A 19,490-nucleotide genomic window follows, 5' to 3' on the forward strand; every position below is an offset into this window, starting at 1 on the left:
CGCAAGATATACAATTATCGAAGGGGATGATCAACAATCATCCCTTTTTTTATGCCAAAGTATTAGATAAATAATTGTAGTCAGAAGGTAAACTTACAAAGATATTTCTTCTACAGAAAATATAGAAAGGGAAAGCTAAAAGGGTTTGCTGACATTTTTTTACTGCCATTGCATTATCTTGTACAGCTGTAATTGCTGCTCATTATTTAGAATAGCTAAATTGCATAAGACATGCTTTGTGTCCTCTAAAAATGTCCTTTGTCGCACGCATCTGTGAAATGTCAACAGACCCTAACCACGCGTTATGTAATTGAGAGGTTTTGAATGGAGACAACACAAGCAAAGTCAACACTTTCCTCAAAGCTCCTATGGAGTTTGGTTGCCATTGTCGGGGCAATTTCATTTGGGATATTGGCGGTTAGTCGTGGTGAGCATGTCAATGCGGTCTGGTTGGTTCTTGCTGCGGTCTGTGTATATAGCATTGCATATCGGTTCTATAGTTTATTTATTGCAAACAAAGTTTTTGAATTAAATCCGAGACGGTTAACCCCAGCGCATCGCCTTGCCGATGGTCTGGACTATGTTCCGACCAATAAATTTGTTTTATTTGGGCATCACTTCGCAGCCATTGCAGGAGCAGGACCTTTGGTCGGACCGATTCTTGCCGCACAAATGGGCTATTTACCGGGGACCATCTGGCTATTGGTCGGGGTTGTGCTTGCCGGTGCAGTCCAGGATTTTCTGGTGCTATTTATCTCCACACGACGCGATGGTCGATCATTGGGCGAAATGGCGAAACAGGAGCTGGGTACTTTTGCTGGTGTGATTGTGATGCTGGGTACGCTTGGCGTAATGATCATTATCCTGGCCGTACTGGCACTGGTGGTCGTTAAAGCCTTGGCACATAGCCCGTGGGGGGTGTTCAGTATCGCTGCGACGATTCCGATTGCATTATTCATGGGTATCTACATGCGTTATCTACGCCCAGGAAAAATTGCTGAGGTATCGATTATCGGTTTTGTGCTGATGATGGCGGCGATTGTCTACGGGGGTGATGTGGCGAAAGACCCCTATTGGGGACAGTTATTTACCCTCAGTGGCACCCAATTGACATGGGCACTGATTATTTATGGTTTTATCGCTTCGGTACTACCAGTTTGGTTGTTATTAGCCCCACGTGATTATCTATCAACTTTCTTGAAAATTGGTGTGATTGCAGGTTTGGCGATCGGAATCATCTTTGCGATGCCTGACCTGAAAATGCCAGCAGTCACGCATTTTGTTGATGGTACAGGCCCTGTATTTGCGGGTAGTTTATTTCCTTTCCTGTTTATTACCATTGCCTGCGGTGCGATTTCAGGTTTCCATGCTCTGGTTGCTTCAGGGACAACACCTAAACTGGTTGATAATGAAGTCAACATTCGTATGATCGGTTATGGTGGTATGTTGATGGAATCATTTGTCGGCATCATGGCCATGATCTGTGCAACGGTACTTGATCCGGGTATTTATTTTGCGATTAACGCGCCAGCAGCAGTTTTAGGGACCTCGGTAGAGACCGCTGCCGAGGCTGTGCGTCATCTCGGTTTCGTAGTAAGTCCGGAGATGTTGAGTTTACTGGCTCAGGAAGTCGGTGAGAGTTCAATTTTGTCTCGTACAGGGGGTGCGCCTACATTTGCAATTGGTATGGCGCATATCATTTCAGAGATTTTCAACAACCGCTCAATGATGGCATTCTGGTATCACTTTGCGATTCTGTTTGAAGCCTTATTCATTCTGACTGCAGTAGATGCAGGAACACGGGCATGTCGTTTCATGGTGCAGGATACCGTGGGGATTGTAGTTCCGGCGATCAAGCAATCAAGTTCATTCTTCGGCAATATGGTCGGGACCTTTGTCGCAGTAGCAGGTTGGGGTTTCTTCGTTTACCAAGGAGTGGTTGATCCACTGGGCGGGATTAACTCGTTGTGGCCACTGTTTGGTATCGGTAACCAGATTCTTGCCTCGATGGCCTTGATTTTGGGTACTGTCATTTTATTCAAAATGAAGAAAGAGAAATATGTTTGGGTGACGATTGTCCCAACGATTTTCTTGTTCATTACCTCAATGACCGCAGGCTGGCAAAAGATTTTCCATGAGAATCCGAAGATTGGTTTCCTTGCACAGGCCAATCGTTTCTCAGATGCGATTGCGCGTGGTGAAGTGCTTGCACCAGCCAAAACCGTTGCTGAAATGCAGACCATTGTGATGTCAAACCAGATCAATGCGGCACTTTGTGGCTTCTTTATGATTGTTGCAGTTGTGATGGTGATTGCGTCGATTGGCATTGTGCGCCGTGCTTTGGCAAGTCCAACGCCAACCGTGAATGAGGCACCAGCCGTTTATTCAGATACACCGATGACTGCGAATAGCATCAAAGGAGAGTAACGATGGATTTTAAAATTGCCCGACAAGGCAGTGCCGTGATCGTGAAGATTATTAAATTCACCATCATGTCGCAAAAACACTTGCTTTTGTCACCGAAAAATTGGTCGCGTATCGCTGTTTTATGGCAACGTTTGCAGCAGAGTTTCCGGTTGATGGTCGGTGTGCCTGATTATGAAACCTATATAGCGCATATGAAAGCACATCATCCAGATTTAACGCCGATGGATGCCAAGACTTTTTATCGTCATTGTATCGATGCACGTTATCCTTCGGCGGGCGGCAATATGAAGAAGTGTCCTTGCTAGAAATTATTTGATTTCTTTGAAAAAAAACCAAAACAGTGTATGTTGAACATACACTGTTTTATTTTGGGGGATAGAATAATGTGGGGTATGGAGAAATCATCGGCTCAAGAAAAAACCAAGCAGAATCAGGTATTAGAACAAGATATTCAAAGCTTTACCCAGAAGATCGAGCAATTCTTATTTGAAGTAAACCAACTGATTTTAGATAAACCGCAACAAACCAGATTGGCGCTGACCTGCTTGCTGGCGGGTGGTCATGTGTTGTTTGAAGATTTACCTGGGCTAGGTAAAACCACATTAGCCAGTGCTTTGGCGCGTCTGGCAGGATTACATTTTCAGCGAATTCAATTCACCAATGATATGTTGGCCAGTGATGTGATTGGCATCAATATCTTTAACCAGAAAGAACATCTGTTTGAATTTAAGCAGGGGCCAGTTTTTACCCAGATCTTGTTGGCTGATGAAATTAACCGCTGTAGTCCCAAAACGCAGAGTGCACTACTGGAAGCAATGGAAGAAGGGGCGGTCACCGTCGATGGCGTGCATTATGAATTGCCGCAACCGTTCTGGGTCCTCGCCACACAAAATCCGTTATTTCAAAGTGGTACCTATGCATTACCTGAATCACAACTCGACCGTTTTTTAATGCGTTTATCACTAGGCTATCCTTCTCGACAAGCGGAAAAATTGTTATTACAACAGCGTTCACGACAGGTATTGATCCATCAACTGGATGCCGTTTTTAATCAAGCTGATATTTTACATTTACGGGAGCTGGCAAAGCAGGTTTTCCTCAGCGAGGCCGTACTGAATTATATTCTGGATCTGGCCGCTGAAACTCGGAAGTTACGTCATGGGCTGTCAACGCGTGGAGTATTGGCGTTGAAGGCTGCGGCACAAGCCTATGCCTTGGTTGAGGGGCGTGGTTTTGTAATGACAGACGATGTACAAGCTGTATTTGTTGCGGTGGTTGCACATCGCTTAAGTCTGAGTGAGCTTGAGGTTGGGCAGATTTTGCAATCGGTCGATGTCTTATAGTCGAGATTGACTTATGCAAAATGGACTCAAGCGGCAGCTACAATACTGGATTGCAAAGCGTTTTCAGATCGAAGGCAGCAAAATCTTATTGCAGAAAGATGTACTGGTGTTTATTTATAAGCAAGGTTTTTTATATCTGGTGCTGATTGTCATTACATTTATTGCAGGTATCAACTATGCCAATAACCTGATTCTCGGTTTTTGCTTTTTAATCAGTGCCATTCTTTGTATCAGCTTTTATTTGACCTTTAAGCAGTTGCATGGTCTACAGATTGAACTGGTTGTTGCAGAAGTGGGGCAAGTAGAGCAGCCGCTGATCTTGAAAATTTTATTAAAACAATCTACCCAAACAGTTCGATATTTGCGTCTAAATTGGCAAGAACAAGAACATTTTCTGTATCTGGAGCAGACTCAGCAAAGTCTGGAACTCGCCGTTTTACCGGAACAACGTGGTAGATATGAACTGGATGCCTTGAAAATTTATGCGACCTATCCTTTAGGATTAGTCCGTGCATGGACGTATTTATATCCAAAACAAGCTGTCTGGATCGCACCAAAGGCCGATGACTGGCAACAAGAACATAAACTTCAGCCGACTCCGGCGCAGGACAGTCTGGATGAATTTAAAGAGCTCAGAAATTTCCAGCATGGGGATTCTTATCAGAATGTAGCATGGAAACAGGTTGCACGTGGGCAGGGTTTTTTGATCAAGATGTTTGAAGCGCAGACCAATCATCAACACATGGATATCGATTATCAGCTCATTCCAGCATTGGGTCATGAACAGAAGCTAAGCTTGATGATGGGGTTGATTGAACAATGTGAACAATCCGGGAATGACTATGCGGTAATTTTGCCACATGCCAGACTGGAAAGTGGACAAGGCCAAAGTCAATTAATGAAAGCCAGACTTTTACTTGCGCAGGCTTAAATATGACCAAAGCCATTTATTTTTGTGTTTTAGCTGCCTTAGGATTGATCCTGATCGGTCAAGTGAGTTTTATTCCTGCCACACTCGGTGGGTTGTGGGGCATTGTCTGGCTAACTTTGGTATGGCGCTATAACAAACAAAAAATTACGCCAATGCCTAAACTGTTTTTGGTGGCATTTACCTTATTGTCGGTTACGTTTATTTATATTCAGTATCAAAGCTTACTTGGCGTAGAAGCGGGTGTTGCGTTTTTAACCACCTGTTTATTTGCCAAGAGTCTGGAGTCTAAAAATACCCGCGATTTACTGATTGTCTTTAACTTTGCCCTATTTGTCAGTGCCAGCTTACTGTTATATAGCCAAGCATTCTGGATGGCAATGATCGTATTTGGGGCATTGCTGATGTGCCTCATGGGCCTCTATCGGATTCAAACTGATTTATTTAAACAGAAGAATCAGACCAGAAATCAGTTAAAACAAGATATAAGGCAAATCCTGAAGTTTGTAGCGATTGCGACACCATTCTTTATTCTGCTGTTTATGTTCTTTCCGCGGTTACCACCGCTGTGGGCGATTCCGATTCAACAGAACCATGCGACCACAGGCATTAGTGACCGGATGTCACCAGGAGATATTGCACAACTATCTCAATCTTCTGCTTTGGCTTTTCGTGTCATCGCACCGATGTCTGATTTTCCCGGACGGCCAGAGCTATATTGGCGAGCACTGGTTCTGGACCAATATGATGGCAGCACATGGAGCAGTAGTTTTGATAATCAGCAGCTCAAGCGCATTCCTGTCGCCACACGCCGTGTGAGCTATCAATATTTACCTGCCGATGAGCAGTCCAACTGGATTATGGGACTTGAGTATTCGATTCCTCAAGAGCGTTATTTACAGCTGTATCAAGACCATAGTATTCGTCCTTCCAAACTGGTTAAACGCAACCAACCGATACACCTGCTTTGGTTAGGACAAACAGCAACGGAGCCAGTCTACTTATCACCTCGTCAACTTGAACTGAATACTCGATTTGAGCAGGGGCGAGATAGAAAAGCACAGCAACTGGCGCAGGCGTTATTTCAGCAGAACCAGAAGCAGCCTGAAAAATACCTACAATCGGTGCTGTCTTGGTACAGAAAAAATGGCTTTAGCTATACATTAATGCCGGGCACTTTGAGTGGAGACCGGATTGATCAATTCCTGTTTTCCAGTCGCAAAGGTTTTTGTGAACATTATGCTTCGAGCTTTGTGATGATGATGCGTTATGTGGGGATTCCCGCACGCGTAGTGACAGGCTATCAAGGTGGCCAATGGGCGCCAGACGGACAAAGTTGGGAAGTCCGCCAGCTGGATGCACATGCATGGAGTGAAGTTTATCTGGATGGGAAATGGCAAAGAGTTGATCCTACCGCCATGATTGCACCACAACGAATTGATACCGGTATGCAAGATTATCTGGCCCAAGACCGAAATGTCTGGGGCGAAGGGCAAACGCAGACTTGGCGTTTACAGCAGTTTAAATTCCTCAAAAATATGCGCATTTGGAGTGACTATCTCAGCTATCAATGGCAAAGCAAAGTGGTCGGTTATGATGCCGAAAAGCAGAAGAACTGGTTATCCCGATTAGGTCTGGATTCAAGCTATGGCTATGTGATTGTTTTAGTGGTTGGTATTGTTAGTATTTTATTGATCTACGGTGGGTGGTACTGGTGGGGACAACGAGGTAAGCAAGAACAATATCAACGCTTGATTATTCAATTTGAAAAACAATTACCCCTGCATTTGCATAAATATCCAGCGGAAACCTTTCATAGCTGGATACAACGTATCGCTGTGTTGGTTGAGGACCAGACGCCATTCGAACAAGTGACTGTGTTATATCAAAAAATCGTATTTTTAGAGCAAAACGACCAGCTCAATATCCAAGAATTTAAGCGGTTGCTTAAAGACTGTGCGATTGTCATCAAACAGTCGCAAAAAAACTTGTGAAGCGACAAAAAAATGAATATCATGCTTCTCATTCTAGGTGTATAGCTCAGTTGGTTAGAGCGCTACGTTGACATCGTAGAGGTCTCCAGTTCGAGTCTGGATATACCTACCAAGATAAAAGCTGATAAATTTCAGCGTTTTAAGGCCGAATTTTAACGAATTCGGCCTTGTTTTTATTGTCCTTCGGGTCAAATTTGAACCTTCAAAAAGTTCAAAAAAGGCATAAAAACTACTTTATATTCCGCTTTTGGGCGCCATTTTCAGCATCTAATGTCGAAGTATGGCTCTCGGATCGGGCGCCAACGGGCGAACTTTTTCGTTCCTCTTTGTTGCGCTTGATTTAAGCACAAATATTTAGAGGTTAATATGCAAAAGCCAGTCAAACGCGGTAATTCTTATCGCATCCAAGTAAAATACAAACATCTCCGTGATGCAGCTACAAGAGACACCGCAAAAGAGTGTACAGATTGGGCAGCACGTCGACTGATGGAACTCCAGCTACAATACCAAGAAGAATTAAAAAAACTTGAACAACCAGATATCCCTTTTTCCGAGTTATTCACCCAGTACTACGAAAATGTAGGTAAATATAAAAAAAGCAGCTCATATATAAAGAACTACCTTAAACGTCTCAACTATTATTGTGGCCATCTAGCTAACACTTCAATTTACGATATTACTCCACAAGATATGGTTGCCCTCAGAGATCGCCGCTTAAAGGTTGTTAAATCAAGTACGGTCAGCCGAGAACTAAGTCTATGTTCAGCTGTATTCACATATGCTGTTAGTGAATTATTCTTATTAAAAAATAACCCTGTTCAAGTTATCAAGAAGCCATCTCTACCGCCACCACGAAATCAACGAATTACAGATGAACATGTAAAAATCATTTTAGCTGGTTTAGATAATTACGATGAAGAAAAAGAGCCGGTTACACCAGCTCAAGAGGTAGCTTGGGCATTTCTGTTTGCAATGGAATCATCTATGCGTAGAGGTGAGATTCTTGGTATTCATGACATCCATGATTTTGGTGACTATGTGCATTTACCAGATACCAAAAATGGAAGTGCTCGGGATGTGCCCCTAACAACACGCGGACGTAAATTGCTGGATCTATTAAAGGGTAGAAAAGGGAAGCTCTTAAAACATAACAGCAATTCCTTTAGACTTATTTGGCAAAGGAATTTAGCTAAAGTTGGCTTGAGTGGGGTTATTACGTTCCATGATACGCGCCATGAAGCGATTACACGGTTGGTAAATATTCAGAAAATACCTGTCGAGATACTCGCTAAAATTACGGGCCATAAAACCATTAATGTGCTGGTGAACACTTACTACAATCCAAGTGCATCTGAGATTGCTAAAATGTTGAATGCCGCATAAAAGAAAAGCCCCTTGATAGGGGCTTAGTTTTTTCTTTTTGCACCACACTTTAACTTATGGCGATTATCTAATATTGGGATAATCTCTAAAGGATCATAGGAATACTTGCCACCCGAACCTTTATTGAATGGTTTTAAGAATTCAATCACTGTGGTTCGAGCCATCTCATACCGCTCCATCACCCACTTGGTATCAACTCGGTGAGGCAGTTGCTCAGACTTCAATTCTAAAACTTTGCCCACTTGTGGTATCACATCCTGCAAACACACTCTTGGTGGTTTTTCTGATTCAACAACAATTATATATTTTTGCATAATGCTCATGCTTCTACCTGTTATGCAATGTACTCCTGAAACAATCGCATGGGTCAACAATACGATCGCTTCAGGAGAACATTGCTAAGAATGCTCTATTGTTTAGAAGTGTGTTTTTTAAATTGTAGGTTTAATAGGATTTATGAAATTCTTCATACTTCCACCTGCAAAAACTTTTAATTATTTAACTTTTCAAAAGACTGTGTACGTGCTGCCTTCTGATTGGTTAACAAGGAGACTGAAACATCCTTGATCATTTCATTACCTTGCAGGACCTGTTGTTTTGCCTGGAGAGCTGTCGTAGCCTCTACACGTCCTCGTAAGCTGCCTTTGCCGTGAAGCTTGGCCACATACTTGAAGATGTAGGTTTTTACGCACTCCAACCCTCCATGTCCTTTTTTGCCTTGCAGGCCTGCACGATCTGGGCTTCGTAGCGGGTGCCCTTAAACTGTTTATAGATCGGTCCCAGATCCGCTTCTTTGTCAGCATGATGAATCGCGTTTAAGGCCTGCTGAAAGTCCTGAGTCAATTGCTGTGCAGCATTGGCCGGAGCCATCTGGTTTTGCTGTTGGGGCTGACGTTGTTGCTGAACTGGTGGTTGGTTCTGGTTGCGTTGCTGGTTTTGAGCAGGGGCATTCTGCTGGTTGTTCCGAGCCGGTGCATTGGTCTGTTGATGAAAAGCATCCGTATCAGCATCCTGAGTATCATCAATCAGGAACAGGCCATTCAATGCATATTTACGCGCATAGGAACTGGATGAGCCAAATGTCTGGGCCACATCCATTCCTTTTTTATCGATCTCCACACCTGCATGTGCGGTGGTCATGGTTTGTTTTCCTTGGGCATCGGTAAAGACTGCTTTGGCCGTGATCACCACAACTGGGCCGATCTCTTGTACTTCATCAGTCACTACAAGGGTAGCGCCGTATTTATGTAAGAGTGGCTTTACACCTTCAAGGATGTCTTCCAGGCTGCGGTAGTGAAATTTACCAAATTTGTTGTATTTGCTCTTAGGTGCTTTTAACTCAAGCTGGATCAGTTGTAAGGCATCAAGTGTGGTTGCCGATGCCATTTGTTGATTCACTGCTGCATTCATCTTAAATCTCCTTAGGCACCGTTGTACTGCGCGTTACGGTAATCAATACGTTGTTCTTTGCTATAGCGTGGGGTTTGGCTTTTGGCACTGCGTTGAATGGCGCGTTGGTAATTTACGAGTTTCTTGATATTACCTTTTAGCCAATACACAGATAATTCTTCCTCATTGATCGGGCGAGGCTGACTATCTGGCGTTTCCTTAACGAGAATAGATTGCCAGTTAAAAGCAGCAGCCTGAAAGCCACCGAAAAATTCTGTATCAAAATCAGGGGTGTAATTTAACGATACGTTGACCAGATAAATTTTTGGGCCAAGGCGTACGTTGTAGTAGCCATTCACGTCTTTACAGATGAATTCTGCGAATGGTGTGGTATAGCGTTTCTTTTGCATGACAGGCTCCATATTACTGGTCTTACCATGTTTATATGATGCTGAATGCCCAGTATTTACAGGGCTTTCAAGTCGCTGTGCGTCATAGCTTGTCGGTTGTATTATGTTCGATAATGAGCTATTAAATGGCTTGGTTTTTGGGCTGGAAGCTGTTTGTAATTGTGCCATGACTTATCCTCCAAAAATGCCGTAAACAACAGCAGTAAGGATCAGCCAGAGCAGGAAAACAGCTAAAATAATAGGGAAGAGCTTAAGCGCATCTTTTAGATTGGCTTTGATGAAGTCGAGTGTACTGACCTGATAATCAGCAGCAGTAGGGTGCTGGTGTAAACGTTGGGACGTTTGACTACGTATAAGTTTTTGTTTCATAATCTATCTCATGTAAGTGAAGAGCCCCGTCCAGTCCGCCAAGATTTTTCGGGGCTTTTTGCTATCCATGAGATTTATATTAACTATGGTTAATTTTTTAGTCAAGAATTAAATTAACTATGGTTAATAATTTGCTTAACACTAATATAATGTTTTATTAATTCACAAAAGAAAACCCGCTCACGGCGGGTCTTCTATTAATTAATAATTAACTATGATTAGGTCTAGTTCTTCTTTTTGCTCGATATGTATAGCGCATGCAATCAACAACTTGTCCCACAAAATGGCAATGCTCATCCAAAGGAATAATGTTAGGTTGAAAGTTAGGATTTAGAGCCTGCATATATCGAGAACCATCTGTTTCGATGACTAATTTTTTGAAAGTTGCGTCTTCAAATTTCCTTACTACAACCATGTCACCAGATTGCATATCACTGTAATACACATCTGGATCAACCAGAATATAATCACCTTCAAGGAAATCGGGTTGATTGCTAATCCCTTGAACCTTGAGATAAAAACAATTAGTACACTCTTCTGGAAGTGGTAGCCATTCTTCTACTTGGGACATATCTACTGCTTGAACATTGGTAAATGTTCCAGCTTGAACCCATGACAAGACAGGGGCTAATCGAGCTGGTTTATTGGATACGTTGTTATCAACTGTTTGCTGTTCCTTACCACCAAATAAAAGCCAGTCATCAGTTACACCTAGGAACTTAGCAATCGTTTTTAAATTCTCAGCTGTAGGAACACTAACCCCGTCAAGCCATTTCTTAGCAGATACGGCAGACTTCTTTGTCGCCCTTGCTAGATCTGCAGCTTTTAGATTTTTCTCATCTAATTTTTGCTTAATACGTTCGTGTAAAGACATAACAAACATTTCCAAAACATTAACTAATGTTAATACGGTGTATTGAAACTATGGTTAACAAGTGTTAAATTTGATTTATTAACTATAGTTAATTAGGTGCAACTATGAATTACAGTGATTTTATGAGTTATCACAATTGTAGAAATCGCAAAGAGCTTTCAGTAAAAACAGGCATTTCAACAGTGACCTTATGGAAGTGGGAGAACAAAGGTATTCCATTGAAGACACAAGCAGTGTTGCAAGTAACAACTGACGGCAAATTGAAAGCCGATAGCGAAGCCTTAAAAGCTTAGGAAAAACCATGAGCAAAGTATTACCAGAATTAACGGAAATGGCCCGCAATAACGCAGCCTTAATATTGCGCCACCTTAATGCCAGCAATCAAAGCAAAGTCGCGGATCAGGTTGGAGTTGATGGAAGTACTCTATCAAGATTGAAAAATGATAAAAAAAACAATGGATTGACGGAACTTGAGTTTATCGGAGCTTTATTGAATAGCCTTGAATTAAAGGTTGTATCGGCTAGTGATGTGTATTGCTCGCCAGAAGTGGCAGAGGCAACAAGAGTGTATTTAGCGCATGCATTCACTTCGCCAGAATATATGCGAATTCTCTTTAAATAATAAAAAACCGCTTTCCTGCGGGAACAGGTTTAGCGGTCAGTGTCCATCAATCTGGAGAGATTAAGAACATGACAAATATATCAAACGAATTATCAACCCACAACTGTGATTTCATTGTAGGGGATACGGTTGTAATTAAAACACCACTTGAGTTCATCAACAGAACTTTTGACTCAGATGAGCTTTTCATTGTTCAGGATATTTGTGGGCTACTGAGTAAAGGAGTAACCATTTTGATTAATGGCGAACGTGTTACAGCAGCAGATTCTGAATTGCGCCATGCCTCAGTTACAGAGCTGAATGCAAAGCGTCGCCTTTCGAAGACTGAACAAGTATTAGCGGAGGTTTCATGAATGAGTTGGCTCTTTTCGCAGGCGCTGGTGGAGGAATACTCGGATCGTATCTCATGGGATGTACAACAGTCTGCGCAGTTGAACGTGATGCCTACGCCGCACAAGTTTTGGCGCAACGACAAAATGATGGAATTCTCCCGCCTTTCCCAATTTGGTCTGACATTACAACTTTTGACGGAAAACCATGGCGAGGCATTGTTGACGTTATATCTGGAGGATTTCCATGCCAGGACATCTCATCTGCCGGAAAAGGCGCAGGGATCGATGGGGAACGTTCAGGACTTTGGTCAGAAATGGTACGAATTATCAGTGAAGTTCGACCGAGAGAAGTCTGGGTGGAAAACTCACCAATGCTTGTTTCCAGAGGACTTACCCGAGTCATCAGTGATCTTGCCCAAATGGGGTATGACGCGCACTGGACACGTTTTTCAGCATCTAACTTTGGAGCGCCCCATATCCGCGACAGGCTCTGGATTGTTGCCTACTCCCAAAGCATCGGATGCGAAACCGAGAATCAGTCCAGCAGATTTCATCAGAAAATCTCCTTCATTGGAGACTGTCATCAATATGTGGCCAACACCAAAGGCATCGGACTGGAACAAAAGAGGGAAAATCAGCCCTCATCCGAGAAACGGTTTGCCAGGAGCTGTTGCGAATTTTCCAACACCAAATGCCTCCGATGCAGACAAATGGACCAACGAGACATTAGAAGAAAGAAAAGCAAAGGGGCGTCAAATACGACTGAATACGGCAGTTTCTCCACAAGGGGGAAATGGTGGTCGGTTGAACCCAGATTGGGTCGAGTGGCTGATGGGGTGGCCCATCGGATGGACAGACTTAAAGCCATTGGAAATGGACAAGTTCCAGTCGTGGCTAAAAGCGCATTCAAATTTTTAGGTGGTGATGTATGAGTTTAGATGCCACAAACTGGGCTTGGAGAGTTGAGCTCAAAGAAAAAAAAGGTGGGTGCCGCCTACCTTTAAAACGTCTTGTACTTTTATCTCTTGCTGATCGAGCAGGAGAAGACCATACCTGTTATCCAAGTATGAAAAGACTTGAAAATGATACTCAGATTGAGCGTAAGACAGTTCTAAAAATAATTGCAGAATTGATTCAAGATGGTTTGATTGCTGATACTGGTGAACGCAAAGGTGTTACCAAACAAGTTAAGGTGTACAAGTTGATTGGCATTAATGGTCGGGAAACAGTACCAAAAGTGGAACAGTTCCAACAACGGAACAGTTCCAATAATGGGATACCTAACAGTCCCAATAACGGGACTTTGAACAGTGCCGTTAATGGGACACAGAATCTCCCAAAGAATCTACCAATAGAATCTAAAAATAAAAACCACTGGCTTTGTTCAAAAAAATTGAGTTTGGAAATTGCTCAAGCAAATCCTGAGATTGATACTAACGAAATTATCTCATCAACCTGGTTCAACCGTGAGCTAAGAGCATTTGAATTATTCAATGCGGAAAAGAGCATGTGTGATGAGCTCATGATCTACCACTTTGCAAACTGGTTACTTGAAGCGAAAGCAAAACAGGACCGTTTGAAACACTCCTCACAACCGATCCAGAAGCAGCCAGCAAAATCCAAAGACACGCTGACTGACAAACAAAGACATTTCTTTGCAAGCAAGTTATCCCGTTTACCTGAATTCGCTAAATATTCGGTTGGCAACGAAAGCTATGAACAACTGGCTAAGCGTTTGGAGCCAATGCTTAAAGATCCTGCAAATCTCAAAAAGTGGGCTGAGTACCTGATCAACATCAGCAACGAACACAAGGGGAATGCAGTCTGATGAGTAGCATGAGCCTCGCCCAGTACCGGGAAGAAATCCTTAAGCTGTCTCGTCAGCCTAAGGCCGCTAAACGCAACAAGTTCAATGCCAGTAAGGTCGAATGTGATGGTATGACCTTTGACAGCAAAAAAGAGTACAAGCGGTACATCGAGCTCAAGGCTATGCAACAGCGTGGTGAGATTACCGGATTACAACATCATACTAAGTTTGAACTGGCATCAAAAATAAAGCTCGACGGAGAAAAGCGGACAAAGCCGGCATTGCGTTATTTTGCAGATTTCACCTATTACAGCTCAACTGGTGAATACGTTGTTGAAGATGTGAAGTCTGCAATAACAAGAAAAAAAGACAGCTATAGGAATAAAAAACATTTGATGAAAACGGTTCTAAATATTGATGTGAGAGAGGTGTGAGTTGATGAGTGCAACTGCTGCAAAGTTTGAACAATTTGAATGGTTGGCTCATGGCCTGACGGCGAGTTCACCAAGTTTTGAACCTAGTGTGCGAGGCACAGGTGCGAAACCATTAGACTATCATGATCGCTTGGGTGCTATCGCGTCAATGGATACTCAGTTAGCAAAGTCTGTTACAGCTCTAATTGTCTTTGAAGGGAAGGCACAAAGTGACTATGAGTATGTCCGTCAACATTTAGCCAATATAATGATGAAAAATGCCGTGGCTGATAAGAAGAGGGAACCAGAAGGGATTGCTATGTATCATTTGTCCTGGCTGATTGCAAAAATGGTATTGGACTTTGCATTAGATCCGGAGCTTGAGGAAAACTACACAGCTAAAGGAAGATTGGCTTATGCAGGAATTCGTTGTCATCAGATGGGAGTTGATTGCTATCGTATGACTTGGAAGCAATATGAGAAGTTAATGACGCTTGCGATTGAATCAGCAATATCTGAAGCAGGAAATGCTATTGAGGTCTATAAAAGAAATACTTTTAAAGAAATGGAAATTTAACTATTCCTTTCACACGGAAACAAAGGTATAGTTTTTATATACTGGTCGAAGTACAAAGAAAACACTGAGACTAATTTAAAGCTCTCATTTTGTTGAGGGCTTTTTTGCAATTGGGCAGGTTTAAAATAATGTTAAAAAGAAATACACCCATCCTTGTTCTTATTTTTATTGTGGTAGGTGGGATATGGTATTCCCTCTCAAGCGGACAAATAATATATGGCCGTAAACCGTTGCGAATAGATTCTAGATGTTATGGGGTAGATGTACCCAAAACCATTAAATATAACCAAACTGAGAACTTTTGCTCATGTGTCCATATAGGGGGTCATGTAAGCAAAGAAGAAAATTATAAATACTGTGTTAGTAGATTCAGTAATTAATTTCAAGACCGCCGAAAGGCGGTTTTTTTATTGTGGATGAATAAATTCACTTTATCAAAACCATGAGATTTTAAAGAATTCCCCATCCTGGGGAGTACAGCGTTATTCACATCGGATAACGTTTTTTTCTAACCACCTTCGGGTGGTTTTTTTATATCCAAAAAAAGGAAAATGAAATGACACTTCAAGAACGTGAAATGTATGTAAACATTATTAAAAAACTTTACGGTACTACAATCTATGTAGATGAAAGTCAGATTTCTGATGAAGTAGTTGAAATTGTAGAAAAAATTCTAAAAGAAATTCGTAATTGTACGATGAATCTTGGAATTTTTATTTCAATTGTTCAAGGCCTTGCCGATGCACTTCAAGCTACAGGTGAAGCACTGCCAGAAGAAATTATTGAAGATATGCTGAAGGATCAAAATTTAGAATGGATCCGCAACATGCGCAAGAATTTCACAGAAGCATTTGTCGAAAGTTTTGTCACCACGTGGATCAATATTTTAACAGGTGCTCAACAATCAACAATTTGTGTAAATACTGCCAAATTAAACTGGAAATCTGCTTTAGCGATCGCTCTACTGGGGATTTAAACCTAAAACCTCTTACTAACTTAACATGTAATGAAACCTACTAGTCAGTAGGTTTCTTCTATTAAACAACAAAATATAGAAAGGCTATCGAGATGACAAACACAACGAATAATTGGTATCTAGATAATTGTACATATTCAAATGGCCAATTGGTTTGGGATAATACGTCTACTGACTTTGGAACACCAGAATCACCAATGGTCATGTATGGATATCATGCTGCAATAAAAGCAAATGTCGGCGATACAATTGAATTGATTGCTGCTAATCATTTGCAATCTATCGACAAAGTTCATAGTGGCTTCCGGTTAATGTCCACATATAACTCATTTGACCTTAGTGGAACAAATTTTGGTTTTAATAATAGTCATAATGGGCATACAAATGATTTTACTATATTGGATGTTGGAGATGGTTTTTCAACAACTAACTTACCTATTAAGTACCAAATGACCTATATTTCCACGACACAAATCGAGCAAGTAGTAACAACAATTGATGGTTCAGTAGAGTTGTATCGATATACGAAGATTATTCCTGAAATTTACGGGGATATGTATTTCAATTTCACCCTTGTTTGTGAAGATGAATCGGATGTTGTAACGACATCAATCGCTGTTCTTTAATAGTTATAAGCCCATCGAAGGATGGGCTCTTTTTTCGTTTCTGAGATTTGAAAAATGTATTGGTTTTACCTTTTACCACGAAAACAGATAATTAAAAAAATAGCTGGAATAAAGATATTTCTTTTTAACGAAAACTAGGGTATAGTTTTTCTATACTGGTCATATTACGGTTTAATAATGACCAAACAATGAAAAGCTCGCTTATGCGGGCTTTTTTTTGCTCTATAGTTCTCTGTGAAATTGCTGTATTCAATTAAAAAAAATTTATCTTGGTTATAACATGTAATTTACTTGCATCTTTTAAGAACATGATTTAACAATACTACGATGCATGTAATTAACAAAGGATGAGTAGAGTGATTGAATACATTCCTGACATGGAACAAGAGCAAGAAAGTTTAATTACTGCTAAATATGATGCGGCACATGAAAGACGTAGAAGAATTTTGAGAGAAAGAAGAGGAGCCTCTCCCGTTAAAGAATTAAGTACTTCTTTAAGGTTTAAAGTTATAAGTCATGTACGCAGTTGATGAAAACCACTACGGATATAAATGTTCTTGGCAGGGCTTTCTACTTTATGTGTTAAGCTGTGAATCGTAAATTTAAGGATAAGTATGATGCACATCTGTATAGGTGGTGATTTAGACGGTGTAGTAGTGACTAACCGTGAAGGAACATACTTTGAAGCAAGCGAGATCGATTCAACTAAAAAGTCTACATACAATCGGCAAAGTTATATCATTGGTGAAAATACATATCGTTTTTGGCTTTGTGCTGAATTGCCTTATGCAGTAACAACCAGGATTGCGAATAATTACTTAGCTCAAAAATATCCATATCTATCGTAATCTTTTTTACAAAGGATCTAGCTCATCGGAAGATGGGCTGTATGTATTAGGAACGATATTAAATCAAAAAAAGCTGTTCAATAAAAATTAAAAAAGCCCCTCAGATCTGAGAGACTAGTCATATCAATTTCAGGGAATGAATGGTTGTAATTTCTTAAATAACTAAACAAATCAAATTGATAAAGGTAGTTAATAGTAAAATAAATCAGTGCACTAATTTACTCTTAATAGTAGCAGCACATTAAACAACTCTAAAGCGCTGTTTATAAGAAATTATTTGTTGTTAGGATCTGGCTGTTCATTATTTCCTGGCTGATCTTTGTCGATGCCTGGAACTTGTGAAGGTTGAGATTCAGTAGGGGAATTTACTTCTGTATGCTCATTTGATTGAGCTTTAATAGTATTTTCTTGGCTAGTTGTATTTTGTGAAAAACTTTTGAAACCTGACATTTTTATCTTCTTAACTTCACTGTGGAGAGCCCATAGTACGCTTTAAAAGCCCTTACACTACGGTAGTTTTAAGAACAATATGTGTTGATATGTGCTACAGATGAGATTTATATCGATGAAATATTTCATACATAAAATCAATTATATATAACTGCTTGAGTCTTATCAGTAAAAGACTGAAAACATACCTTGTGAATTTCAAGTAGGGGTACATAAAGCACACATATATAATTTGATCAGGAAATTATTTAGAAATTCTGCAAAATAAGAAAAATGATAGTTATAAAATTATAGTTTGTATAAATGGGCTTCTAAGCATACTATGGATGATTAAACTGGAGCACATTGATGCTAAAAGACATTACAGTTGTTGATTATCAGGGTAGCGAAAGAAGAGCACAGGCATGCTATCTAGAGGAAAATACTGAAATTACACTTTCAAGAAAACGAGTCCAAAGTTCAAAAATTGAATATATTTTGATAAAAGGTGAAATTATTTACCCGACATTAGATTGGGTTTTTAATAGCTCAGATGGTAGTAGCTACTATATAAAATGAAAAGATCCGTTTAGGCGTTTTTTTTCATGAATTCATACATTGTAAAAAAACCTTAATAAAATTGTATGTTTTATAAATATGCTTATCAATACCAATGAGCATATGCGTTAAGGGATTAAATAAGTGATTAAATATATTCCAGATCTTGATCAGGAAGAAGAAACATTGATTACCGCTAAAGTTGATGCCACCTTAGAGAGACTTAAAAAAAGGATGAAAGTAAACAGAATTATTTACATAGATAAAGAATTGAAAATTTCTTTAACATTTAAAGTCGAAAGTCATCTTCGTAGTTAATCAAACTTAACTTATCAAAAGATATTCTTTTTAATTGTATAGCGTTAATGCCTATCAACTAGCCGAGCGTATGTCGTCACAAGAAGCCCTATTAATAATATGTGTTAGCAGGGCTTTTGATTTTCTGTGGTATAAGATTGTATCCACTAATTGCAAGAGGGATATATGTCTGACAACTCAACTAAATGGTTGTGTGTAGGTGGTGTTTTAAGTGGAGAATGGCGCGATCAGCAGAAGGATGCATTTGATGTTGATCCTGATGATTTAGATACTCATAGTTATGAACCAATGAGGCTTAGTAATCCTGCTACCAAACAAGAGCAGTATTTCTTTGTATACACAGAACTGAAAGAAGAAGCATATGAAAGGGCAATAAATTTTGCCTTATACAAAAATCAGTAAGAGTAAGAGAGCACCTAGGTGCTCTTTTTTATGGGTAAAATTTATGGAAGCCGAACGATATTTTAAATTCACAAGAAAGTTTCTACCCAAAACCAAGCCTAAAAGTAGGCCGCTACCGAAAGCCAAACAAGCCTACTTAGACACCTTTAAAGATCTGAAACGTGCTCTACAGATCTTTGATATCAAGTATGAAGAGCTTTTCCAGTTCAAATCTACAAAACATTGGCGTTTCGACTTTCACCTTATTGAGCACCGGATCTTAATAGAGATTTCTGGTGGTCCTTGGTCAGGTGGACGTAAAGGTAAATTGGCAAATAAAGCCTGGAGCCTGGATAAATATGATGAAGCTTGGGAGAAGGGCTACACCGTTATAAGGATTGAATCATCAACTCGATACAAGATTAATGAATCAGGACCAACGCAGATTGAGGCGAGCCATGCTGATCAGTGGCTTAAAAGTTTAAA

Annotated in this window: 28 protein-coding genes and 1 tRNA gene; 22 read left to right on the plus strand and 7 right to left on the minus strand. The window is 40.6% G+C overall.

Features of this window, described 5'->3' with window-relative positions; genetic code table 11:
• The first annotated feature begins 324 nt into the window (after positions 1-324).
• The 7 genes from ACNQO6_RS12180 to ACNQO6_RS12210 all read left to right on the plus strand — a co-directional run bounded on the left by ACNQO6_RS12180 (position 325) and on the right by ACNQO6_RS12210 (position 8,075).
• Entirely contained in the window at positions 325-2,427 is a 2,103-nt protein-coding gene (locus ACNQO6_RS12180) for a carbon starvation CstA family protein (protein WP_440209115.1), read from the plus strand.
• A gap of 2 nt (positions 2,428-2,429) precedes the next feature.
• Positions 2,430-2,732, plus strand: coding sequence for a YbdD/YjiX family protein (locus ACNQO6_RS12185; protein ID WP_005287242.1), 303 nt, complete (start codon positions 2,430-2,432; stop codon positions 2,730-2,732).
• 78 nt (positions 2,733-2,810) lie between these two features.
• Positions 2,811-3,770, plus strand: coding sequence for an AAA family ATPase (locus ACNQO6_RS12190; protein ID WP_440209116.1), 960 nt, complete (start codon positions 2,811-2,813; stop codon positions 3,768-3,770).
• Between the two features lie 13 nt (positions 3,771-3,783).
• On the plus strand, positions 3,784-4,701 hold the full coding sequence (locus ACNQO6_RS12195; protein WP_440209117.1) for a DUF58 domain-containing protein: 918 nt from the start codon (positions 3,784-3,786) through the stop codon (positions 4,699-4,701).
• 2 nt (positions 4,702-4,703) lie between these two features.
• Positions 4,704-6,692 carry a transglutaminase family protein gene (locus ACNQO6_RS12200; protein ID WP_440209118.1) on the plus strand — a complete coding sequence of 663 codons (1,989 nt, stop codon included), beginning with the start codon at positions 4,704-4,706 and terminating at the stop codon, positions 6,690-6,692.
• A gap of 35 nt (positions 6,693-6,727) precedes the next feature.
• A tRNA-Val gene (locus ACNQO6_RS12205) sits at positions 6,728-6,804 on the plus strand.
• A 254-nt stretch (positions 6,805-7,058) separates the two neighbouring features.
• Positions 7,059-8,075, plus strand: coding sequence for a tyrosine-type recombinase/integrase (locus ACNQO6_RS12210; protein WP_440209119.1), 1,017 nt, complete (start codon positions 7,059-7,061; stop codon positions 8,073-8,075).
• Between the two features lie 23 nt (positions 8,076-8,098).
• Here ACNQO6_RS12210 and ACNQO6_RS12215 read toward each other — a convergent pair whose 3' ends face one another.
• From ACNQO6_RS12215 to ACNQO6_RS12240, 6 genes are all read right to left on the minus strand, one after another.
• Entirely contained in the window at positions 8,099-8,398 is a 300-nt protein-coding gene (locus ACNQO6_RS12215) for a hypothetical protein (protein WP_200045619.1), read from the minus strand.
• Positions 8,399-8,565: 167 nt separating this feature from the next.
• Positions 8,566-8,772: a hypothetical protein gene (locus ACNQO6_RS12220; RefSeq protein WP_032880343.1), complete on the minus strand. Its 207-nt coding sequence runs from the start codon at positions 8,770-8,772 to the stop codon at positions 8,566-8,568.
• Complete coding sequence (locus ACNQO6_RS12225; protein ID WP_440209120.1) at positions 8,760-9,485, minus strand: ERF family protein; 726 nt, start codon at positions 9,483-9,485, stop codon at positions 8,760-8,762. The genes ACNQO6_RS12220 and ACNQO6_RS12225 overlap by 13 nt, the downstream gene beginning before the upstream one ends.
• A gap of 11 nt (positions 9,486-9,496) precedes the next feature.
• Positions 9,497-10,042 carry a hypothetical protein gene (locus ACNQO6_RS12230; RefSeq protein WP_440209121.1) on the minus strand — a complete coding sequence of 182 codons (546 nt, stop codon included), beginning with the start codon at positions 10,040-10,042 and terminating at the stop codon, positions 9,497-9,499.
• A 3-nt stretch (positions 10,043-10,045) separates the two neighbouring features.
• Positions 10,046-10,243, minus strand: a complete 198-nt coding sequence (locus tag ACNQO6_RS12235) for a hypothetical protein (protein ID WP_126687623.1) — start codon at positions 10,241-10,243, stop codon at positions 10,046-10,048.
• Between the two features lie 208 nt (positions 10,244-10,451).
• Positions 10,452-11,117 (minus strand): LexA family protein, encoded by a 666-nt coding sequence (locus ACNQO6_RS12240; protein WP_032881039.1) that lies wholly within the window; start codon positions 11,115-11,117, stop codon positions 10,452-10,454.
• Positions 11,118-11,221: 104 nt separating this feature from the next.
• On the opposite strand from ACNQO6_RS12240, the gene ACNQO6_RS12245 reads away from it, so the two are divergent.
• The 11 genes from ACNQO6_RS12245 to ACNQO6_RS12295 all read left to right on the plus strand — a co-directional run bounded on the left by ACNQO6_RS12245 (position 11,222) and on the right by ACNQO6_RS12295 (position 17,318).
• A complete protein-coding gene (locus tag ACNQO6_RS12245) occupies positions 11,222-11,410 on the plus strand; it encodes a hypothetical protein (protein WP_126687622.1) in 189 nt (62 codons plus the stop codon).
• Positions 11,411-11,418: 8 nt separating this feature from the next.
• Entirely contained in the window at positions 11,419-11,739 is a 321-nt protein-coding gene (locus tag ACNQO6_RS12250) for an XRE family transcriptional regulator (RefSeq protein WP_126687621.1), read from the plus strand.
• Positions 11,740-11,807: 68 nt separating this feature from the next.
• Positions 11,808-12,092 carry a hypothetical protein gene (locus ACNQO6_RS12255; RefSeq protein ID WP_440209122.1) on the plus strand — a complete coding sequence of 95 codons (285 nt, stop codon included), beginning with the start codon at positions 11,808-11,810 and terminating at the stop codon, positions 12,090-12,092.
• Positions 12,089-13,003, plus strand: coding sequence for a DNA cytosine methyltransferase (locus ACNQO6_RS12260; protein WP_440209123.1), 915 nt, complete (start codon positions 12,089-12,091; stop codon positions 13,001-13,003). Before ACNQO6_RS12255 ends, ACNQO6_RS12260 begins: the two co-directional genes overlap by 4 nt.
• Positions 13,000-13,899: a helix-turn-helix domain-containing protein gene (locus tag ACNQO6_RS12265; RefSeq protein WP_440209124.1), complete on the plus strand. Its 900-nt coding sequence runs from the start codon at positions 13,000-13,002 to the stop codon at positions 13,897-13,899. The genes ACNQO6_RS12260 and ACNQO6_RS12265 overlap by 4 nt, the downstream gene beginning before the upstream one ends.
• Positions 13,899-14,312 carry a DUF1064 domain-containing protein gene (locus tag ACNQO6_RS12270; protein ID WP_440209125.1) on the plus strand — a complete coding sequence of 138 codons (414 nt, stop codon included), beginning with the start codon at positions 13,899-13,901 and terminating at the stop codon, positions 14,310-14,312. The genes ACNQO6_RS12265 and ACNQO6_RS12270 overlap by 1 nt, the downstream gene beginning before the upstream one ends.
• Positions 14,313-14,316: 4 nt before the next feature.
• On the plus strand, positions 14,317-14,868 hold the full coding sequence (locus tag ACNQO6_RS12275) for a hypothetical protein (protein ID WP_440209126.1): 552 nt from the start codon (positions 14,317-14,319) through the stop codon (positions 14,866-14,868).
• A 556-nt stretch (positions 14,869-15,424) separates the two neighbouring features.
• A complete protein-coding gene (locus ACNQO6_RS12280) occupies positions 15,425-15,844 on the plus strand; it encodes a hypothetical protein (RefSeq protein ID WP_440209127.1) in 420 nt (139 codons plus the stop codon).
• Positions 15,845-15,936: 92 nt separating this feature from the next.
• Entirely contained in the window at positions 15,937-16,470 is a 534-nt protein-coding gene (locus ACNQO6_RS12285; RefSeq protein WP_440209128.1) for a hypothetical protein, read from the plus strand.
• Positions 16,471-16,826: 356 nt separating this feature from the next.
• Positions 16,827-17,000 (plus strand): hypothetical protein, encoded by a 174-nt coding sequence (locus ACNQO6_RS12290; RefSeq protein WP_440209129.1) that lies wholly within the window; start codon positions 16,827-16,829, stop codon positions 16,998-17,000.
• A gap of 87 nt (positions 17,001-17,087) precedes the next feature.
• On the plus strand, positions 17,088-17,318 hold the full coding sequence (locus ACNQO6_RS12295) for a hypothetical protein (protein WP_062846856.1): 231 nt from the start codon (positions 17,088-17,090) through the stop codon (positions 17,316-17,318).
• 273 nt (positions 17,319-17,591) lie between these two features.
• On the opposite strand, the gene ACNQO6_RS12300 is transcribed toward ACNQO6_RS12295, so the two are convergent.
• Entirely contained in the window at positions 17,592-17,768 is a 177-nt protein-coding gene (locus tag ACNQO6_RS12300; RefSeq protein WP_440209130.1) for a hypothetical protein, read from the minus strand.
• Between the two features lie 348 nt (positions 17,769-18,116).
• Here ACNQO6_RS12300 and ACNQO6_RS12305 point away from each other — a divergent pair, with 348 nt between their 5' ends.
• The 4 genes from ACNQO6_RS12305 to ACNQO6_RS12320 all read left to right on the plus strand — a co-directional run.
• The gene (locus tag ACNQO6_RS12305) at positions 18,117-18,326 is read left to right on the plus strand and encodes a hypothetical protein (RefSeq protein ID WP_032866640.1); all 210 of its coding nucleotides are present in this window, start codon (positions 18,117-18,119) and stop codon (positions 18,324-18,326) included.
• Between the two features lie 123 nt (positions 18,327-18,449).
• The gene (locus tag ACNQO6_RS12310) at positions 18,450-18,623 is read left to right on the plus strand and encodes a hypothetical protein (protein WP_440209131.1); all 174 of its coding nucleotides are present in this window, start codon (positions 18,450-18,452) and stop codon (positions 18,621-18,623) included.
• 165 nt (positions 18,624-18,788) lie between these two features.
• Positions 18,789-19,025, plus strand: a complete 237-nt coding sequence (locus tag ACNQO6_RS12315) for a hypothetical protein (protein ID WP_032866642.1) — start codon at positions 18,789-18,791, stop codon at positions 19,023-19,025.
• Positions 19,026-19,068: 43 nt separating this feature from the next.
• On the plus strand, positions 19,069-19,490 hold a 422-nt coding region (locus tag ACNQO6_RS12320), incomplete at its 3' end, for a hypothetical protein (RefSeq protein WP_440209132.1).

The sequence above is a fragment of the Acinetobacter calcoaceticus genome, from assembly GCF_051947995.1.
In the GTDB taxonomy this organism is placed as follows: Bacteria; Pseudomonadota; Gammaproteobacteria; order Pseudomonadales; family Moraxellaceae; genus Acinetobacter.

Bases quoted from the DNA above. Each gene is read 5' to 3' on its own strand.
- ACNQO6_RS12295 (WP_062846856.1), top strand. From the start codon at position 17,088: ATGCACATCTGTATAGGTGGTGATTTAGACGGTGTAGTAGTGACTAAC.
- ACNQO6_RS12190 (WP_440209116.1), top strand. From the start codon at position 2,811: ATGTGGGGTATGGAGAAATCATCGGCTCAAGAAAAAACCAAGCAGAAT.
- ACNQO6_RS12235 (WP_126687623.1), bottom strand. From the start codon at position 10,243: ATGAAACAAAAACTTATACGTAGTCAAACGTCCCAACGTTTACACCAG.
- ACNQO6_RS12230 (WP_440209121.1), bottom strand. From the start codon at position 10,042: ATGGCACAATTACAAACAGCTTCCAGCCCAAAAACCAAGCCATTTAAT.
- ACNQO6_RS12315 (WP_032866642.1), top strand. From the start codon at position 18,789: ATGTCTGACAACTCAACTAAATGGTTGTGTGTAGGTGGTGTTTTAAGT.
- ACNQO6_RS12305 (WP_032866640.1), top strand. From the start codon at position 18,117: ATGCTAAAAGACATTACAGTTGTTGATTATCAGGGTAGCGAAAGAAGA.
- ACNQO6_RS12245 (WP_126687622.1), top strand. From the start codon at position 11,222: ATGAATTACAGTGATTTTATGAGTTATCACAATTGTAGAAATCGCAAA.
- ACNQO6_RS12195 (WP_440209117.1), top strand. From the start codon at position 3,784: ATGCAAAATGGACTCAAGCGGCAGCTACAATACTGGATTGCAAAGCGT.
- ACNQO6_RS12250 (WP_126687621.1), top strand. From the start codon at position 11,419: ATGAGCAAAGTATTACCAGAATTAACGGAAATGGCCCGCAATAACGCA.
- ACNQO6_RS12185 (WP_005287242.1), top strand. From the start codon at position 2,430: ATGGATTTTAAAATTGCCCGACAAGGCAGTGCCGTGATCGTGAAGATT.
- ACNQO6_RS12260 (WP_440209123.1), top strand. From the start codon at position 12,089: ATGAATGAGTTGGCTCTTTTCGCAGGCGCTGGTGGAGGAATACTCGGA.
- ACNQO6_RS12285 (WP_440209128.1), top strand. From the start codon at position 15,937: ATGACAAACACAACGAATAATTGGTATCTAGATAATTGTACATATTCA.
- ACNQO6_RS12270 (WP_440209125.1), top strand. From the start codon at position 13,899: ATGAGTAGCATGAGCCTCGCCCAGTACCGGGAAGAAATCCTTAAGCTG.
- ACNQO6_RS12275 (WP_440209126.1), top strand. From the start codon at position 14,317: ATGAGTGCAACTGCTGCAAAGTTTGAACAATTTGAATGGTTGGCTCAT.
- ACNQO6_RS12265 (WP_440209124.1), top strand. From the start codon at position 13,000: ATGAGTTTAGATGCCACAAACTGGGCTTGGAGAGTTGAGCTCAAAGAA.
- ACNQO6_RS12215 (WP_200045619.1), bottom strand. From the start codon at position 8,398: ATGAGCATTATGCAAAAATATATAATTGTTGTTGAATCAGAAAAACCA.
- ACNQO6_RS12210 (WP_440209119.1), top strand. From the start codon at position 7,059: ATGCAAAAGCCAGTCAAACGCGGTAATTCTTATCGCATCCAAGTAAAA.
- ACNQO6_RS12280 (WP_440209127.1), top strand. From the start codon at position 15,425: ATGACACTTCAAGAACGTGAAATGTATGTAAACATTATTAAAAAACTT.
- ACNQO6_RS12200 (WP_440209118.1), top strand. From the start codon at position 4,704: ATGACCAAAGCCATTTATTTTTGTGTTTTAGCTGCCTTAGGATTGATC.
- ACNQO6_RS12255 (WP_440209122.1), top strand. From the start codon at position 11,808: ATGACAAATATATCAAACGAATTATCAACCCACAACTGTGATTTCATT.
- ACNQO6_RS12180 (WP_440209115.1), top strand. From the start codon at position 325: ATGGAGACAACACAAGCAAAGTCAACACTTTCCTCAAAGCTCCTATGG.
- ACNQO6_RS12300 (WP_440209130.1), bottom strand. From the start codon at position 17,768: ATGTCAGGTTTCAAAAGTTTTTCACAAAATACAACTAGCCAAGAAAAT.
- ACNQO6_RS12240 (WP_032881039.1), bottom strand. From the start codon at position 11,117: ATGTCTTTACACGAACGTATTAAGCAAAAATTAGATGAGAAAAATCTA.
- ACNQO6_RS12225 (WP_440209120.1), bottom strand. From the start codon at position 9,485: ATGAATGCAGCAGTGAATCAACAAATGGCATCGGCAACCACACTTGAT.